Origin of the sequence: Vannielia litorea (assembly GCF_019801175.1) — a bacterium.
Taxonomy (GTDB): domain Bacteria; phylum Pseudomonadota; class Alphaproteobacteria; order Rhodobacterales; family Rhodobacteraceae; genus Vannielia; species Vannielia litorea_B.
This window is the reverse complement of the sequence record NZ_JAHVJR010000001.1, coordinates 417,330-434,841: the sequence shown is the minus strand read 5'-3', so window position 1 is coordinate 434,841 and position 17,512 is coordinate 417,330. Positions and strand designations below refer to the sequence as shown.

Genomic DNA, 17,512 nt, shown 5'->3' with positions numbered 1-17,512 from the left:
TGCCCCGGTTTCGGGGATTGCCGCGGCGGGCGGGGCGAAATATGACTCCGTCATGCAACAGGCGGACAGGCCCCTTTTAGGTATCACGCTCATGCTGGGGTTCTGCCTTCTGGCGCCCCTCGGAGACAGCGTGGCGAAGTTGCTCGGTGGGCATGTGCCGCTGAGCCAGCTGGTGTTCTTTCGGTTCGCCATTCAGGCGCTGATTCTGGTGCCGATCGTGCTGCTGACGGGCGGCACGCTCAGGATGAGCCGTCGGGCGCTGGGGTTCACCGCGCTGCGCACGGTGCTGCATATCGTCGGCATCGGCTCGATGTTTCTCAGCCTGCGGTTTTTGCCGCTCGCGGATGCCGTGGCCATCGCCTTCGTGATGCCCTTCATCATGCTGCTGCTGGGCTGGTTCTTTTTGGGCGAGGAGGTTGGCACGCGGCGGCTGACGGCCTGCGCGGTGGGGTTCCTCGGCACCTGCATGGTGATTCAGCCCTCCTTCATGGCGGTCGGCTGGGCGGCGCTGTTGCCGGTGCTGGTGGCGGTGAACTTCGCCTTCTTCATGCTGGTCACGCGGATCATGCGGGCCGATGTGGACCCGGTGGCCATGCAGTCGATGAGCGGGCTGATGGGCACGGCGCTGCTCGCCCCGCTGCTGCTCATCGCCGATGGCAGTTGGTGGGCGGAGTTCGACGTGGTCTCCCCTGACCGGCCCACGTGGGTGCTGATTGCCGCGATGGGCTGCATCGGCACGATGGCGCACCTGCTCATGACATGGAGCCTGCGCCACGCTCCGACCGCCACGCTGGCGCCGATGCAATACCTCGAGATCCCCTTCTCCACCCTGATCGGCTGGCTGGTGTTCAAGGAGTTCCCCAACGGGCTGGCGCTCGCCGGGATCGGGGTGACGATCGGCGCGGGGCTTTACATCATCTGGCGGGAGCAGCGGGCCGGGCGGCAAAGCCTGCCAGCAGAGCGCCCAGCGCCTCCGGCGGCGTGATTACCACCATCCCGGGCTGATCGAAGCGCAGCCGCACCGGGCCGGTTACGCGGTTGGAGGTGCCGATGCGGGTGGAGGGGCTGAAGGAGAGCCCGTCGATCGGCCATTCGAGCCCTTCGGAGCGGCCGGTCACCGAAGCCAGCGGGTAGAGGGACAGGCGGCTGCCGGGCGGCAGATCGAGCGAAAGATCGGGCGGGGCGGCAAAGGCGATGTCATCGGCCCCGAGCAGCAGGCAGGGCTGCTGGGCGTGGGTCACCAGCGCGGTCAGCGCGGCGAGTTGGTGATCGAGCCTGCGGCCCAGAAACCCCACCGCCAGAAGCAGCGGCGCACGGACGCGCTGGAGCACTTTTTCGAAGTCGGTACTGTCTTGCTCGGTGACGTGGTGGAGCACCTCGGGAGGGAGCGAAGCTTTCGTTACGTCACTCAGGCTGTCGAAGTCGCCGATCACCGCTTCGGGCGTTAACCCTTTTTCGAGCGCCACATCGGCCCCGCCATCGGCTGCCACAAGCCGTGGTGCGCGGTTTAAGGCATCTTTAAGGCGGGCGGCGTTAACCTCACCACCACCCAATAGGGTAATAATATCTGGTGAATCGATGAGGATCGGAGCCATGCCGAGGGTATGCCCGGTTTACCCTGAGGTCACAATGAAGCCCAAATATGATACCCGAAATTTCCCCACTCTGTTGCTTCTCTCGAACCAATACGTGGTAAACAGACCCCGCTGGGCTATGAGAAAGCGAGCAGAACAATGATGGGATCGAGCAAGATTCTGACGGTGTCGTACGGCACCTTCTCGTGCACCCTGGAAGGCTTCGAGGATTCCTTCGGCACGATGAAGGCGATTGCGGAGTATTTCCGTGATCTCGCTGCGGACGATCGGTACTTTGGGGCCGAGCCGCCGACGCCGGATGCCGACATGCTCCAGCGGATCGCCGAGAAAGAGATTCAGCGGCGGGTGGAGGCGAAGATCTCCGAGAGTGGCATTCTGCTGCGCGCCGCCGAAGGGGTTGGCGTTGCGACGCCGGCTGCGGCGGCTGCGGCTGCGCCCGAAGTGAAGGCCCCGGCTGAGGCGCCGGTTGAGGCGGCTGCACAAGCGCCCGTGGCCGAAGCGCCCGCAGCCCGGCCCGAGCCTGAGGTCGAGGCCCCTGCCCCGGTTGCTGCCGCGCCTGCCGCGGCCCAGAGCTCCCCGGAAGACGATTACGCCGATCTTGCCCCTGCTGCCCCGGCCCAGGGCGACAGCGTGGCCGCCAAGCTGGCCCGCATCCGCGCCGTGGTGAACCGCAGCCGCCCGGAAGAGGCCGAGGCTGCCGTGGTGGAAGACGAGGTGGAAGAGGCCGAGGTGCAGCCGCTCGCCGCATTCGATGCGGTCGAGGAAGAGGCTGTGGCTGAAGAGGACGTGGCTGAGGCGGAGGCTGTTGAGGCTGACGTTGAGGACGTGGCCGAGGCGGAGGCTGTTGAGGCTGACGTTGAAGACGTGGCCGAGGCGGAGGCCGTTGAAGCTGACACTGAGGAAGTTGCCGAGGCGGAGACCGCCGAGGTTGAGGCTGCCGAAGAGGATGCGCCTGAGGCCGAGGTGGCTGAGGATGCGCCGGTTGAAGAGACTGCGGCTGAGGACGAGGCTGCCGTCGAAGACTTGGCTGAAGCGGAGGCCGCTGCCGAAGAGGAAACCGCCGAAGAAGCTGTGACCGATGAGGCCGAGGCCGAGACGCCGGTGATGGCGGAAGAGGTCGAAGCTGCGGCGGATGAAGCCGAAGCGGAAGCTGTGGCCGAAGCGGAGGAGGTCGCTGAAGCGATTGCCGCTGTCGAGGCGCTGACCGAGACCCCCGAGGTGGAAGAGACCGCCGAGGTGGAGGAGCACGAGGCTGAGCCCGAAGCTGAGGCCGTGTCGGAGACCGAAGAGGTTGCCGAGGCGATTGCCGCCGTGGAGGCGCTGACCGAGGCGCCTGAGGCCGAGGTGGCCGAAGAGGTTGAGGCTGAGGCGGCTGAAGAGGTTGCTGCGGAAGAGGCTTCCGAGCCGGAAGAGGCTGTGGCGGACGAGGACGCGCAGGCCGATGAGGCGGTTGTTGCTGAGGACGAGACTGTTGAAGCTGAGGCTTCTGAGGCTGTGTCGGAAGAGGCTGCTGAGGTCGAAGCTGCTGCCGACGAGGCGCCGGTGGCCGAAGAACTCGAAGCGTCTGACGACTCCGATGAGAGCGATATCGAGGCCGTGATGGCGTCGCTCGAGGATGACAGCGAAGAGGTGGCCGAGACGGAGGTCGAGGAGACCGAAGCTGCTGCGGAGACCAGCGCCGAGGAGGCCGCCGAGGCGGAGCCTGAAGAGGCCGCTGCCGAGGAAGAGGTCGACATGGCCGATGTAATCGGTGCGCTCTCGGACGAGGATTACGGCTTTGGCCCGCTCACCAGCGAGGGCGACAGTGAAGCGCCCTTCGTTCTGGAGGACGACAGCGCCGAGGCGGCTGCCGAAGAGCCGGAAGAGATGGTGGCGGAGGCCCCCGAGGAGGAGGCCGCGACCGAGGCCGCGCCGCGCCGGACCCGTGTGATCAAGGTGAAACGCTCCGCCATGGCCTCGGCCCTGGCCGCCATCGGCCTGCGCCGTAGCGAAGACACCGCGACCGAGGAAGTGGAAGAGGACGTGGCCGAGGCCGCCGACGCGCCGGCCGATGCGGACGATGACGCCCCGAGCAGCCTGTCTGCCGAAGCAGAGGCCGACCTTCTGGCCGAGCTGGCCGCTGTGGAGCAGGAGCTGGCTGCAGGCGAGACGGGCGAAGAGGCCCGCACCGATGCCGCCGAGGATCTGCGCGGTGCGCTGGCCGATGAGCCGGGCCTTGCGCAGGGGTTCGCCTCTGTCGGTTCGACCGCGCAGGACGAGACCGCCGAAGAAGAGGCCTCGGACGAGGACGAGCTCGCCCCCGAGGCGCTGGAAGCGCTGGCCTCCGAGGTGATCGACCTCGAAGAACCCGAGGTTGCCGTGTCTGACGCCGAAGAGACGGCGGAAGATGACAGCAGCGACATGGTCGACACGCTCTCTGCCTTCCTCGCCGAGGACGACACCGAAGAGGACGAGGTGGCCGAGGAGGCTGCCGAGGTCGAGGCGGTGGCTGAAGAGGCCGTCGAAGAGGTCGCTGAACCCGAGGTTGAGGAGGCCGCAGAAGAGGTCGCCGAGACAGAGGTGGACGAGATCGAACTGGTGGTGTCCGAGACCGAGGCGGAAGAGGCCTTCGAGGACGACGATGCGCCGATGGCGGTTGAAGGGCTGGTGGCCCAGATGGCCGCAGAGGCCCAGAACGAGGCCCGCTACGAGGCTGCCCGCGTTCGCCGCGACCGGATCGTCGAGACCGAGCAGGCCGACGACCGGGTCGAGCGGCTGATGACCGAGACCGAGGGCAAGCTGCGCGGCCCGGAGATGGAGCGCCGCCGCTCGGCGATTGCCCACCTCAAGGCTGCCGTGGCCGCAACGAAAGCCGAGGGCGAGAGCCTGCTGGGCGACGACGACGAAGCCCGCGCCTACCGCGACGACCTCGCCTCGGTGGTGCGCCCTGTGCCTGCTGCCGATGAGGACGATGCCGAGGACATGGAGGCCGATGAGACCAGCGCCGAGGCCGGGATCGCAGCGGTGGCAGACGAGGTCGAAGACCGCGTTGCCGAAGAGTCCGCAGGCGACGACATCGGCGGCCAGCCCGCCCGTCCGCGCCGCCCAATCCTGCGCAAGACCACCACGCGCCGCCCGCAGACCGCGACGCCGCTGGTGCTGGTGACCGGTCAGCGCGTGGATGACGCCGAGGATCATGGTGGTGCCGAGGGCGAGGCCGAGAGCGCCCGCCGCGAGACCACCCCGGTGCGCCCGCGCCGGGTGACCGATCGCACCCTCGACGCCGATGCAGAGGCGCCGGAAGGGGCCGAGGGCATGGTGAAGAGCGACGCCGAGGCGACCGGCATCTTTGCCGACTGCAAGAGCTTCGAGGAGTTCTCGGAGAAGATGGGTGCGCGCGGTCTGGAAGACCTGCTGGAATGCGCCGCGGCCTACAGCTCCTACGTGGAGGGGCGCACCCATTTCTCGCACCCGCAGATCATGCGGCAGGTGGCGGAGCTGGGCAACGTGGAGAGCTTTACCCGCGAAGACAGCCTGCGCTCCTTCGGCCAGCTGCTGCGCCAGGGCAAGATCCGCAAGTTGAGCCGGGGGCAGTTCACCCTTTCTCAAACTTCTCGCTATACGCAGGAGCAGCGCCGGGCGATGCTCTGAGCCGCCGGGCGCAGGTCTGGTGATCAGTACGGACGGGGCGGCCAGATTGGCGCGCCCCGTCTTGTTTTGTCAGGGGTGCGGATTGCGGGCCGCCGGGTTTGGCGCGGGCCGGGGCGGCCGGGTGACAAGGCAAGGGATGGCGGGCGCCCGGGAGGGCGCTCGATTTTGTAGGTACAGGGTGCGGGGGCGCGGCTGGCGAGCCGGCGCGGGCAATCAGGCGTCGGGGTCTTCCTTGCCGACGCCGTAGAACACCTTGCGCACCGGGATCGTCCAGGCGACGCCGAGAACGATGAAGACCAGCAGCTCGACCAGCACAGGCAGGTCGGGCAGCAGGCTGGTGATCCACCATGCGAAGGCGATGTAGAGCGGGAGCCCGACCAGCAGGATCACCAGCGACCAGCGGCGGCGCGCCTTGTAGCTGAGTGCCATCGCCCTGCCCCCCTCAGTCCGAGAACGGATCGGTGACGAGGATGGTATCCTCGCGTTCGGGCGAGGTGGAGAGCAGCGCCACGGGGCATTCGATCAGCTCTTCGACGCGCTTGACGTATTTGATCGCGCCTGCGGGCAGGTCGTTCCACGAGCGGGCGCCCTCGGTCGATTCCGACCAGCCGGGCATCTCCTCATAGATCGGCTGGCAACGGGCCTGCTCATCGGCGGCGGTGGGCAGATAATCCAGCCGTTTGCCGTCGAGTTCGTAGCCGACGCAGATTTTCAGCGTGTCGAAGCCATCGAGCACGTCGAGCTTGGTCAGGCAGATGCCGTTGATGCCCGAGATCGCGCAGGTCTGGCGCACCAGGGCTGCATCGAACCAGCCGCAGCGACGCTTGCGCCCGGTGGTGGTGCCGAACTCGTGGCCGCGCTCGCCGAGGCGCTGGCCGTCTTCGTCATGCAGCTCGGTCGGGAACGGCCCCTCGCCGACGCGGGTGGTGTAGGCCTTGACGATGCCGAGCACGTAGTTGACCGCGCCGGGCCCCATGCCGACCCCGGTGGCCGCCTGACCGGCGATCACGTTGGAGGAGGTCACGAAGGGGTAGGTGCCGAAGTCGATATCGAGCAGCGCGCCTTGGGCACCTTCGAAGAGGATGCGTTTGCCCGCCTTGCGCTTCTCGTTCAGCACCTTCCAGACCGGAGCGGCGAACTGCAGGATCTTGGGCGCGATTTCCTTGAGCTGGGCGATCAGCGCATCGCGGTCGATGGCCTCGAGCCCTAGCCCGGAGCGCAGCGCGTTGTGGTGGACCAGTGCGCGGTCGACCCGGAGTTCGAGCGTGGCCGCGTCGGCGAGGTCGGCCACACGGATGACACGGCGGCCCACCTTGTCTTCGTAGGCCGGGCCGATGCCGCGCCCGGTGGTGCCGATCTTGGCGACGGAGTTCTGGCTTTCACGCGCACGGTCCAGCTCGCCGTGGAACGGCAGGATGAGCGGGGTGTTCTCGGCGATCATCAGGGTCTCGGGGGTGATCTCGACACCCTGGCCCCGGATCGTCTCGATTTCTTTGATCAGGTGCCACGGGTCCAGCACGACACCGTTGCCGATGACCGAGAGCTTGCCCGAGCGCACCACGCCGGAGGGCAGCGCGTGCAGCTTGAACACCTCGCCGTCGATCACCAGCGTGTGGCCTGCGTTGTGCCCGCCCTGGAAGCGGCAGATGACATCGGCCCGCTCCGAGAGCCAGTCGACGATCTTGCCTTTTCCCTCGTCACCCCACTGGGCGCCGACGACGACAACATTGGCCATGATGAATCTCCTGCATGGAAAGCCCGCGCCCGTATATCGGGGCGGGCGGTGCGGTGAAACCTCAATCTTCGGCGCAGGCGGCGGCGAGGGAGGAAAGGTCGTGCCAGCCATAGGCGACCTCGTCGAAGCTCTCGTGCTGGACGGGCACGGTTTGCTCTTCGAGATACGCACCGCCGAGGCGTTCGTAGAAGCGGCGGGCGCGGGTGTTGGCGCTCATGACCCAGAGGGTTGCGGGGACGAGCCCCGCCGCGTTCAGCAGCCCTGCCCCGGCGGCGAGGAGCGTGCGGCCCCTGCCCTGCCCCTGCGCGGCGGGGTGGATGTAGAGGATTTGGATCTCGCCGGGCCATTGGGACAGAAAGCGCGCGGTGCGCTGGGGGCCGATGCGGATGAAACCCTCGACCTCGCCCGCCGCGCCTGCCGTGCAGAGCAGGGTGCGGCAGCGGCTGGTCGGGGCCTCCTCCTCGGTCAGGAGGCGCGACCAGATCTCCTGCTTGCGCTCCAGTGTGGTGGCGGCGAGCATCGCATCGGGCACCATGCCGGAGTATGTGGCGTGCCATGCGGCGACCTGCACCCGCGCCAGCGCGCGGGCATCTTTGAAACAGGCAGGGCGGATCGTGATGGGCATGGCGGCGGCAGGGGTTGCGGCATGAGGCCTGACGGATTAGATAGCCCGCCGAAACCTCGCGGGAAAGCTCAATGGAAAACGTCCTCCTCATCGTCCACCTGATTCTGGCGCTCTGCCTGATCGGCGTGGTGCTGCTTCAGCGGTCCGAGGGGGGCATGGGCTCCATGGGCGGCGGCGGTGGCGGCGGCGGTGTGATGACCGGGCGTGCGGCGGCAACGGCGATGGCCAAGCTGACGTGGATCTTTGCGATTGCCTTCATCTGCACCTCGATCGCGCTGACCATTCTGGCCGCGGCAGATGCCGGATCGTCCTCTGTGGTTGACCGGATCACCGACACCGGTGGCGACGACGCTCCGGCGGGCGACGGTGCCCTGCCCGCAGGCGAAGACCTGCTTCCGCCTTCGGCGGATGGCGATGCGCCTCTGGTGCCGCAAGCCGCCGACTAAGGCCAAAGGGCGCCCCGCGCGCCCACCCCAAGCGCCCGAACGCCGGCCCCGCCCGGCGGCGGGCTGACCACCTCCAACAAGACCCACAACCGGTTGGGGCGACCCAACGAAACCCAACATCATGTTGCGGCAGGCATGGACTTTGCCGCGCGAATCTTCTATATCTCAAATCCCGTGATGCAGCGTGGTTTGAGGCCGCGCAGCGGCGCATTTCAAGGCGAATACACGGGAGCTCCACACCACATGGCACGTTTCATCTTCATCACCGGCGGTGTGGTCTCTTCTCTCGGGAAAGGCCTCGCCTCGGCGGCCATGGGGGCGCTGTTGCAGGCGCGAGGCTACTCGGTGCGGCTGCGCAAGCTGGACCCTTACCTGAACGTCGATCCGGGCACGATGAGCCCGTTCGAGCACGGCGAGGTCTTCGTGACCGACGATGGCGCCGAGACCGACCTCGACCTTGGCCATTATGAGCGCTTCACCGGGGTTGCGGCGCGGCAGACGGATTCGGTGAGTTCGGGGCGGATTTACTCGAACGTGCTGGAGAAGGAGCGCCGGGGCGACTACCTGGGCAAGACCATTCAGGTCATTCCGCACGTCACCAACGAGATCAAGGATTTCATCTCGATCGGCGAGGATGAGGTGGATTTCATGCTCTGCGAGATCGGCGGCACGGTGGGCGACATCGAGGGCTTGCCATTCTTCGAGGCAATCCGGCAGTTCGCGCAGGACAAGCCGCGCGGGCAGTGCATCTTCATGCATCTGACGCTGCTGCCCTTCATCAAGGCCAGCGGTGAGCTGAAGACCAAGCCGACGCAGCACTCGGTGAAGGAGCTGCGGAGCATCGGGCTGGCGCCGGATATTCTGGTGTGTCGCGGCGAGGGCGCCATTCCGCAGAAGGAGCGCGAGAAGCTGGCGTTGTTCTGCAACGTGCGGCCCGACAGCGTGATCGCGGCGCCGGACCTCAAGAGCATCTATGAAGCGCCACTGGCCTATCACCGCGAAGGGCTGGATCAGGCGGTGCTGGATGCTTTCCAGATCTCCCCTGCCCCGCGCCCCAACCTCAGCCGTTGGGAGGATGTTTACGACCGCATCCACAAGACCGACGGCGAGGTAAAGGTGGCCATTGTGGGCAAATACACCCAGCTTGAGGATGCCTATAAGTCCATCGCCGAGGCGCTGACTCATGGCGGCATGGCGAACCGGGTGAAGGTGAAGATCGAATGGGTCGATGCCGAGCTGTTCGACCGCGAGGACGCCGCGCCGCATCTGGAGGGGTTCCACGCGATCCTCGTCCCGGGCGGTTTTGGCGAGCGCGGGACGGAAGGCAAGATCAAGGCGGCGCAGTTCGCGCGGGAGCGGAAGGTGCCTTACCTCGGGATTTGCCTTGGCATGCAGATGGCGGTGATCGAGGCCGCGCGCAACCTTGCGGGCGTCGAGAAGGCGGGCAGCGAGGAGTTTGACCACGAGGCCGGGAAGAAGCGGTTCGAGCCGGTTGTCTATCACCTCAAGGAGTGGGTGCAGGGCAACGAGAAGGTGAAGCGCAAGAAAACCGACGCCAAGGGCGGCACGATGCGGCTGGGCGCCTATGACGCGGTTCTGAAGGGCGGCAGCAAGGTGGCCGAGATTTACGGCAGCACGGCGATCGACGAGCGCCACCGGCACCGCTACGAGGTGGATATTGCCTATAAGGACAAGCTCGAGGAGAGCGGGCTGGCGTTTTCGGGGATGAGCCCGGATGGCCGGTTGCCCGAGATCGTCGAGGTGAAGGATCATCCGTGGTTCATCGGGGTGCAGTTTCACCCCGAGCTGAAGTCGAAGCCCTTTGCGCCGCATCCGCTGTTTGCCGATTTCGTGCGCGCGGCGGTGGAGAATTCGCGGCTGGTCTGAGGGAAGAGCAAAGAGCCGGGGCACGCCCGGCCAAGCGACGAGGGAGGCGCCCATGTTCACCGAGTTCCTGCACAGGCTGACAGGTACGGCGAAGGCTGCTGACAAGGTGCTGCCGGAGCTCGACTCGCGGCTGGCGCTGGCGGCGTTGCTGGTGCGGATGGCCAAGAGCGACCACACCTATCTGGCCAGCGAGATCGGGCGGATCGACAAGTTCCTTTCACAAAGGTTCGGGCTGAACCCGGTGGAGGCGGCCAAGCTGCGGGCGACGGCGGAGAAGCTGGAGCATCAGGCGCCGGAGACCGAGGTGTTCACCGCGCTCATTCGCGATGCGGTGAGCTACAACGAGCGCGTCGAGGTGCTGGATGCGCTTTGGCAGGTGGTGATGGCCGATGGCGAGGAGAAGCCGGAGGAGGCCGAGATGATCGGCTTTGCCGCCGGGGCGCTGGGCGTGGCCGAGGCGGATGCCGCGGCGCTCGAGGCGCGATACATGCCCTGAGGGGCGCCGCTTGCCTGCCCTTTGCGGCGTCCTCGTGGGGGCGGCTGGGCTTGGTGACCTACGATACGAGCGAAGACACGGGCGCTCACTTGCATGCGCCCGCTCCGAGGAGCGGCTTGCAGCGCGGGCGGGGGCGGCTATATCTCACCGCATGTTTGCAGATCTCATCAAGCGCCTGACCGGCGAGACCGATACCCAGCCCAGCGATGTGGACCCGAGGGTGGCCTTTCCGGCGCTTCTGGTGCGGGTCGCGCGGGCCGATGGCGAATATGCCGAGGTGGAGCGCGACATGATCCGCGGCATCACCCAGCACTGGATCGGCGGCTCGCCCTTCGAGGCGGCAGAGGTGCTGCGGCAGGCTGAAGAGCTGGAGGCCGGGGCCTCGGACACGGTGCGCTTTACCCGCGCGATCAAGGACAGCACGGCGCTGGAGCAGCGGCGCGGGGTGATCGGGGAGATCTGGCGCGTGGTGCTGGCCGACGGGCGGCGCGACGAGGAAGAGGACGCGCTGATGCGGCTCATCGCCAACCTGCTGGGTGTGAATGATCGCGACAGCAACATGGCCCGCAAGGCCGTGGAGCATAAGCGCTAGGATGCTTCGCGCCGGGTTGCCGATGTATCTGCGCCCTGAGACGGCGCCTGCGCTGGAGCGGTTCTGGCAGATCATCCGCGAGGGGCTGATTGCCCGTGGCGCCGCGCTGGCGAAGGATCTGCCCGATGCGCTGGAAGCCCCCGAGAGCCTGTGGTCCCTGTGGGAATCGCCCGAGCTGATCCTCGGGCAGAGTTGCTCGCTGCCCTACCGGGGGCGGCTGAGGGGCAAGGTTGAATACGTCACCACGCTGGATCACGCGCTGCCGGGCTGCCCGGCGGGGCATTACAACTCGGTCGTGGTGACGCGGCCGGGCGGGGTGCCGGAGGGTGTGCTGGCCTACAACAGCCGCAACTCGCAATCGGGCTGGGCGACGGCGCGGGAAGTGATGGCTGCAGGCCGGGCCAGCGCAAGCGGCGTGCTCTCGACCGGGGCGCATGTGGCCTCGGTGCAGGCGGTGGCCGAGGGCCGCGCCGACTGGGCCTGCATCGACGCGCAGACATGGGCGATGCTGCAAGACTGGGAGCCTGCGGCGGGGCGGCTCGAAGAGCGCTTTCGCACCGCGCCCACCCCCGGGCTGCCGCTGATCTGCGCGCCGGGGCAGAACGCCTCAGAAATCGCCGCTGCGGTCGAGGAGGCGGTTCAGCTGCTCGACGAGGAGGCCCGGCAAACCCTTGGGGTGCAAGGCGCGGTGCGGCTCGGGGCGGCGGCCTATCTGGATATGCCTATTCCTGAGGCACCTGCCGCCTGAGCGTGCGAACGTGACGGAAAGGCCGGGTGTTCCGCCTTGCAATCACACGGATTCTGCGCCCTACTCCGGGCTTGCAACCGAACCGAAGAGGCCCCGTGTCAAAGGCAGCGACCCAGCCGCAACCCGTGATTGAGATCAGAGGCCTGCACAAGGCCTATGGCAGCCTTGAGGTGCTCAAGGGGGTGGATATGGCGGCCCGCAAGGGGGAGGTCGTCTCGCTCATCGGGTCGTCGGGATCGGGCAAATCCACGCTTCTGCGCTGCGCCAACCTGCTGGAAGACAGCCAGCAGGGGGAGATCCTGTTCAAGGGGGAGCCGGTGCGGTGGAAGGGCGAGGCGGCGCATCGCCGCCCGGCCGATGCCAAGCAGGTGCTGCGCATCCGCACCAACCTGAGCATGGTGTTTCAGCAGTTCAACCTGTGGTCCCACATGACGATCCTGCAGAACGTGATGGAGGCGCCGGTGACGGTGCTGAAGCGCGACCGCGCCGAGGTGGAGGCCGCCGCGCGGAGCTATCTGGCCAAGGTCGGGATCGGCGACAAGGCCGATGTGTACCCCGCCCAGCTTTCGGGCGGGCAGCAGCAGCGGGCCGCGATTGCGCGGGCGCTGGCGATGGAGCCGGAGGCGCTGCTCTTCGACGAGCCGACGAGTGCGCTGGACCCGGAGCTGGAGCAGGAGGTGGTGAAGGTCATCAAGAGCCTCGCCGAAGAGGGCCGCACGATGATCCTTGTCACCCACGACATGCGGATGGCCCGCGATGTGAGCGACCATCTGATGTTTCTGCACCAAGGTCTGGTGGAGGAAGAAGGCGCGCCGGCCGAGCTGTTCGGTGCGCCCAAATCGGAGCGGCTGCGCAGCTTCCTGTCGCATTCCGGCGAGATGGCCTGATGGCGCTGCGCCTTGCATTGGCGCTGGTGGCGGCGGGCCTCGGAGCGAGCGCCGGGGCCGCGGCGCAGGAGGTGCGGATCGGCACCGAGGGCGCCTTTCCGCCCTATACCTATCGCGACCGGGCGGGCGAGCTGCGGGGCTTCGACATCGAGCTGGGCAACGAGATCTGCCGCCGCAGCGGGCTGGATTGCGCATGGGTGGTGAACGACTGGGAGAGCCTGCTGCCCAACCTCGTGGCCGGAAAATACGATGTGGCGATGGCCGGGATGGCGGTGACCACCGAGCGCGCCAAGATGGTCGCCTTTTCGCTGGGCTACGAGGTCGGCAGCAACGCGGCCTCCGCCGTGCTGATGCAGACCGGCGCCTCGACTTCGGACGCGCCGCATGTGGCGGTGCAGCGGGCAACAATTCACGAGGATTGGGCCCGCAGCATGGGCTACCGGGTCAGCACCTACCCCTCGCTGGTCGCCGCCGTGGAGGCGCTGTTCGACGGGCGGGTGGACGAGGTGGTGGGACCGCAGGCCTTTCTGGAAGGTGTGGCCCGCAATGGTGGCGGGCGGGTGGAGATTGCCGAGCTGTTCGGCATCCCCTCGGGCGACACCGCCGCCGCCTTCCGCAAGGAGGATCGCGCCCTGCGCGAGACATTCGATTCCGCGATTGCGGAGATGCTGGCCGATGGCAGCATCTCCGCGATGGCCGAAAAGTGGTTCCAGGCCGGGGACGGCACGGAATGAACAAAGCAAAACAAGGACCAACGGGAGAAATCCAATGATGAAATCCATCCTGACCCTGGGCACCGCCCTGGCGATGACGGCGGGCGCCGCCTTTGCCGAGAGCCATGCCATGACCGTGCGGATCGGCACCGAGGGCGCCTATGCGCCGTTCAACTTCATCAATGACGCCGGCGAGATCGACGGCTTCGAGAAGGAGCTGGGCGACGAGCTTTGCGTGCGCGCCGAGCTGACCTGCGAGTGGGTGAAGAACGACTGGGACAGCATCATCCCCAACCTCGTGAGCGGCAACTACGATATCATCATGGCCGGCATGAGCATCACGCCCGAGCGTGACGAGGTGATCGACTTCACCCAGAACTACACCCCGCCGTCGGACAGCGCCTTTGCCGCAGCTTCCGAGGATGTGGACCTCGAAGGCGGCGTGATCGCCGCGCAGACCGCCACCATTCAGGCGGCCCACATCGCCGAGGGCGGCGCGACCCTGCTGGAGTTCGCCACCCCCGAGGAGACCGTGGCTGCCGTGCGCAACGGCGAGGCCGATGCGGTGTTTGCCGACAAGGACTACCTCGTGCCGCTCGTCGAAGAGAACGCCGAGCTGATGTTCGTCGGCGATGACGTGCCGCTGGGCGGCGGCGTGGGCGTGGGCCTGCGCGAAAGCGACACCGAGCTGAAGGAAAAGCTCGATGCCGCCATCGCCTCGATGAAGGAAGACGGCACGCTGAACACCATGATCACCAAGTGGTTCGGCGACGACGCCAAGACCTACGAGTGATCTGAGACATGGGGCCGGCCTCTGCGGGGGCCGGCCCGCCCTGATTTATGTTTTCCTACTGCACCGACCCCGAAACGCTCACCGGCCTGCGATGGCTGAGCTGCTACCTCACGACGGGGGTGCATTTCTCGTTCTATTGGGCCTTCGGGAAGGTGCTGCTGCTGCTCGCGCTGGCCGCCCCCTCGGCCCTGCTGATGGGCTTTCTGGGCGCGATGGCCGCGCGCTCGCTGATCGCGCCACTGCGCTGGATCGGCAAGGGCTACATCTCGGTGGTCCGGGGTGTGCCGGATGTGGCCTTCTTCCTGTTTTTCGTGATCGCGCTGGACCAGTTCTTCGAATGGGGCCGGCACAAGATCAAATGCCCGGAGTGGACCGACCCGATCCGTCAGGGCAACGACTTTCTGGTTTGCCCCGCCGCGAAGCTGCCGCTTGGCACCGCGCCGGAGTGGCAGCATGAGACCTATGGCTTTCTGCTCGCCGTCCTGACCTTTGCCATCGTCTTCGGGGCCTTTGCGGCCAACGTGATCTTTGGCGCGATGCGGGCGGTGCCGCGAGCGCAGATGGAGACGGCGGAGGCCTATGGCATGACCCGGCGCCAGAGCTTCTGGCGGGTGATGGTGCCGCAGATGTGGGTCTATGCCCTGCCCGGCCTGTCGAACACGTGGATGGTGCTGATCAAGGCCACGCCGCTGCTGTTTTTGCTCGGGATCGAAGACATCGTGTATTGGGCGCGGGAGCTCGGTGGAACCAAGACCGCGCGGTTCTCTGACTATCCGCATGGCGACTGGCGGATGTGGTACTTTCTGGCGCTGCTGGTCTTCTACCTCGGCTTCACCCGGCTCTCCGAGGTGGTGCTGAGGCGGCTGAATGCGCGGCTCTCGCGCGGTCAGGCCACGGCGGCCGGGGAAGCGCAGAGGAAGGCAAACGCATGACGGGTCGCGTAAACTGCAACCGGGTGCCGCACGCAGTCGCTGCGCGACCGCTTTCGCGCACGCGGTGCCTCCTGCGGAGGCCCCGAGTATGAGCGAATGTGCGCAGACCATCGCTGATTATGCCTTCCGCTCACTGGGCTACGGGGAGCGGTTGTTGCCGCGCTCGGATTTTACCCTGTGCCAGCATTTCGTGCTGATCGGCTCCGGGCTGTTCTGGAACATCTACTTTGGCCTGATGGCGCTGTGCAGCGGGTTCTTCCTGGCCATCGCGGTGGCGCTCGGCAAGGCCTCGGCCAACCCTTGGCTGCGCAAGCCGGCGGAATGGTTCATCCTGCTCTTCCGGGGCACGCCGTTCTTCATCCAGTGTTTCTTTGCCTACTTCCTCTTCCTGTCGCTGAAGGGCAGTTACCCGTTCTTCGACAGTTTCACCTCGGCCTGGCTGGGGGCGGTGATCGTGCTGTTCCTGAACACCTCGGCCTATTCGGGCGAGATCTTTTATGGCGCGCTGCGGTCGATCCCGAAGGGCGATATCGAGGCGGCGGATGCCTATGGGCTGAGCGGCTGGATGCGGTTCCGGCGGATCACCTTTCCGACGATGCTGCGGCTGGGCTGGCCGGCCTATACCAATGAGGCGATCTTTCTCTTTCACACCACGACGCTGGTGTTTTTCAGCGGGTTCCCGGCGCGCCAGCAGGCGGGAGATGCGCTCTATTACGCTAGTTACTTTGCTGACAAGACCTTCAACCCCTTCATCCCCTACCCGATCCTCGCCTTCTATTTCATCCTGCTCACGCTTTGCATCATCGGGGTCTACACCCTGATCGGGCGGCGGCTGAACCGGCATTTGCCGCAGGAGAAGCGGGCGAAGTTCCGGCTGAGACCACAGTTGATCCGATGAGCGAGACAATCCGGTTTGGCGCCGTTGACCTGAACGGCCAGGCCCGCGGCAAGCGCGTGCCCGCAAGCTATGCAGAGAAGCTGGAGGCGGGCGTGGCGCGGCTGCCGCTGAGCGTGCTGAACGTGGACCTCTGGGGCGAGGACATCGAGGACAGCCCGCTGGTGTTCAAGAGCGGCGACCGGGACGGCGTGCTGCGCCCCTCCCCGCGCGGCCCGCTGGCGCTGCCGTGGATCGACCGGCCCAGCGAGCTGTGGCTGATGCGGATGCATCTGCAGAGCGGCGAGCCCTTCGAGGGGTGCCCGCAGCGGGCCTTGGGGCGGGTGCTGGAGCGCTATGCGGCCAAGGGCTGGCGGGTGCAGGCGGCCTTCGAGATGGAGTTTCATCTGCTCGACGATGTGGACGGCACGCTGAGCGCGCCGATCAGCCCGCGCACCGGGCGGCGGGTGCGACGGGCGGATGTGAACTCGCTCCTCGGGCTCGATGCCTTCGACGACTTTTTCACCGATCTGTATGACGGCTGCGAGGCGATGGGCATCCCTGCCGAGGCAGCGATCAGCGAGGCGGGCGTGGGGCAGTTCGAGCTATCGCTCACCCACGAAGAAGCGGGACGCGCGGCAGAGAGCGCGTGGGCCTTCAAGCAGTTGGCGCGGGGGCTGGCGCGGCGACATGACATGGCCGCGAGCTTCATGGCCAAGCCCTTCGAGGATGACACCGGCAACGGGCTGCATGTGCATTTCTCGGTGCTGGATGAAGACGGGCGCAACGTGTTCGACGACGGCTCGGAGCAGGGCAACGAGTTGTTGCGGAGCGCAGTGGCGGGGTGCCTTGCCGCCCTGCCCGCCTCGATGCTGATCTTCGCGCCCCATGCCAACAGCTACGAGCGGCTGGTGCCGGGCGCCCATGCGCCGGTGCAGGCCAGCTGGGCTTATGAGAACCGGACGGCGGCCATTCGCATCCCCGCTGGGCCGGGCAGGGCGCGGCGGATCGAGCACCGGGTGGCGGGGGGCGATGCGAACCCGTTCCTGCATCTGGCCGCCGTGCTGGGGGCAGCGATGAACGGGATGGAGGCAGGCGCGGTGCCGCCCGAGCCGATCAAGGGCAATGCCTATGAGCAGGATCTGCCCGCGCTGCCGACCGATTGGGAGAGCGCGATCGATGCTTTTGACGAGAGCCCGGAGATTGCGGAGATCTTCCACCCGAGGCTGATTGATTGCTTCACCCGGACCAAGCGGCAGGAGTTGCGGCGCTGCGAGGGGATGGCGCGGGACGATCTGGTGTTGCTCTGTCTGGAGACGGTGTGAGGGGTGGGTTGGTACCCAACCAACTGTGTGAAGTTGCGTTTCACCGGTGACACGGAGAACCTGCACGGAATCAAGCCGCAGGCGCCGTGCAGCGCCGTCCCGCCCCACGGGGCGGCGCTGCACGGCTAGCGCTCAGATTGGTAGGTTGGCACCCTCCAATCACCGACGCCCACCAACACCGCTTGCGGCCCCCTGCGGCGGAGAATACCGTCTAGCCAGCCAGAAGGAGGCCCC

General features: G+C 66.8%; 17 protein-coding genes. 13 read left to right on the top strand and 4 right to left on the bottom strand.

Annotated features, from left to right (window positions below; translation table 11 throughout):
- Window positions 1–52 precede the first annotated feature (52 nt).
- A complete protein-coding gene (locus tag KUV38_RS02165) occupies window positions 53–985 on the top strand; it encodes a DMT family transporter (RefSeq protein ID WP_222468480.1) in 933 nt (310 codons plus the stop codon).
- On the opposite strand, the gene KUV38_RS02160 is transcribed toward KUV38_RS02165, so the two are convergent.
- On the bottom strand, window positions 915–1,595 hold the full coding sequence (locus KUV38_RS02160; protein WP_222468479.1) for a thiamine diphosphokinase: 681 nt from the start codon (window positions 1,593–1,595) through the stop codon (window positions 915–917). The genes KUV38_RS02165 and KUV38_RS02160 overlap by 71 nt on opposite strands.
- 138 nt (window positions 1,596–1,733) lie before the next feature.
- Here KUV38_RS02160 and KUV38_RS02155 point away from each other — a divergent pair, with 138 nt between their 5' ends.
- Window positions 1,734–5,225, top strand: coding sequence for a hypothetical protein (locus tag KUV38_RS02155; protein ID WP_222468478.1), 3,492 nt, complete (start codon window positions 1,734–1,736; stop codon window positions 5,223–5,225).
- Between the two features lie 213 nt (window positions 5,226–5,438).
- Here KUV38_RS02155 and KUV38_RS02150 read toward each other — a convergent pair whose 3' ends face one another.
- From KUV38_RS02150 to KUV38_RS02140, 3 genes are all read right to left on the bottom strand, one after another.
- The gene (locus KUV38_RS02150) at window positions 5,439–5,654 is read right to left on the bottom strand and encodes a DUF2842 domain-containing protein (protein WP_222468477.1); all 216 of its coding nucleotides are present in this window, start codon (window positions 5,652–5,654) and stop codon (window positions 5,439–5,441) included.
- Between the two features lie 13 nt (window positions 5,655–5,667).
- On the bottom strand, window positions 5,668–6,960 hold the full coding sequence (locus tag KUV38_RS02145; RefSeq protein ID WP_222468476.1) for an adenylosuccinate synthase: 1,293 nt from the start codon (window positions 6,958–6,960) through the stop codon (window positions 5,668–5,670).
- A 61-nt stretch (window positions 6,961–7,021) separates the two neighbouring features.
- Window positions 7,022–7,585, bottom strand: a complete 564-nt coding sequence (locus tag KUV38_RS02140) for a GNAT family N-acetyltransferase (protein ID WP_261385124.1) — start codon at window positions 7,583–7,585, stop codon at window positions 7,022–7,024.
- 71 nt (window positions 7,586–7,656) lie between these two features.
- On the opposite strand from KUV38_RS02140, the gene secG reads away from it, so the two are divergent.
- The 11 genes from secG (at window position 7,657) to KUV38_RS02085 (ending at window position 17,278) form a co-directional block, all read left to right on the top strand.
- Window positions 7,657–8,031, top strand: a complete 375-nt coding sequence (gene secG, locus KUV38_RS02135) for a preprotein translocase subunit SecG (protein ID WP_222468475.1) — start codon at window positions 7,657–7,659, stop codon at window positions 8,029–8,031.
- Between the two features lie 243 nt (window positions 8,032–8,274).
- A complete protein-coding gene (locus KUV38_RS02130) occupies window positions 8,275–9,918 on the top strand; it encodes a CTP synthase (RefSeq protein WP_222468474.1) in 1,644 nt (547 codons plus the stop codon).
- Window positions 9,919–9,970: 52 nt separating this feature from the next.
- Window positions 9,971–10,414 carry a TerB family tellurite resistance protein gene (locus tag KUV38_RS02125; RefSeq protein WP_222468473.1) on the top strand — a complete coding sequence of 148 codons (444 nt, stop codon included), beginning with the start codon at window positions 9,971–9,973 and terminating at the stop codon, window positions 10,412–10,414.
- Window positions 10,415–10,565: 151 nt separating this feature from the next.
- Window positions 10,566–11,006, top strand: a complete 441-nt coding sequence (locus tag KUV38_RS02120) for a TerB family tellurite resistance protein (RefSeq protein WP_222468472.1) — start codon at window positions 10,566–10,568, stop codon at window positions 11,004–11,006.
- Between the two features lies 1 nt (window position 11,007).
- The gene (locus KUV38_RS02115; protein WP_222468471.1) at window positions 11,008–11,754 is read left to right on the top strand and encodes a PhnD/SsuA/transferrin family substrate-binding protein; all 747 of its coding nucleotides are present in this window, start codon (window positions 11,008–11,010) and stop codon (window positions 11,752–11,754) included.
- Between the two features lie 125 nt (window positions 11,755–11,879).
- Window positions 11,880–12,641, top strand: coding sequence for an ABC transporter ATP-binding protein (locus KUV38_RS02110; RefSeq protein WP_222468470.1), 762 nt, complete (start codon window positions 11,880–11,882; stop codon window positions 12,639–12,641).
- Window positions 12,641–13,375 carry a transporter substrate-binding domain-containing protein gene (locus tag KUV38_RS02105; RefSeq protein ID WP_222468469.1) on the top strand — a complete coding sequence of 245 codons (735 nt, stop codon included), beginning with the start codon at window positions 12,641–12,643 and terminating at the stop codon, window positions 13,373–13,375. The genes KUV38_RS02110 and KUV38_RS02105 overlap by 1 nt, the downstream gene beginning before the upstream one ends.
- A gap of 37 nt (window positions 13,376–13,412) precedes the next feature.
- Window positions 13,413–14,147, top strand: a complete 735-nt coding sequence (locus KUV38_RS02100) for a transporter substrate-binding domain-containing protein (RefSeq protein WP_222470923.1) — start codon at window positions 13,413–13,415, stop codon at window positions 14,145–14,147.
- A gap of 47 nt (window positions 14,148–14,194) precedes the next feature.
- Complete coding sequence (locus KUV38_RS02095; RefSeq protein ID WP_222468468.1) at window positions 14,195–15,079, top strand: ABC transporter permease; 885 nt, start codon at window positions 14,195–14,197, stop codon at window positions 15,077–15,079.
- Between the two features lie 88 nt (window positions 15,080–15,167).
- A complete protein-coding gene (locus tag KUV38_RS02090) occupies window positions 15,168–15,977 on the top strand; it encodes an ABC transporter permease (protein ID WP_222468467.1) in 810 nt (269 codons plus the stop codon).
- Window positions 15,974–17,278, top strand: a complete 1,305-nt coding sequence (locus KUV38_RS02085; protein WP_222468466.1) for a glutamine synthetase family protein — start codon at window positions 15,974–15,976, stop codon at window positions 17,276–17,278. Before KUV38_RS02090 ends, KUV38_RS02085 begins: the two co-directional genes overlap by 4 nt.
- Window positions 17,279–17,512: the final 234 nt, after the last annotated feature.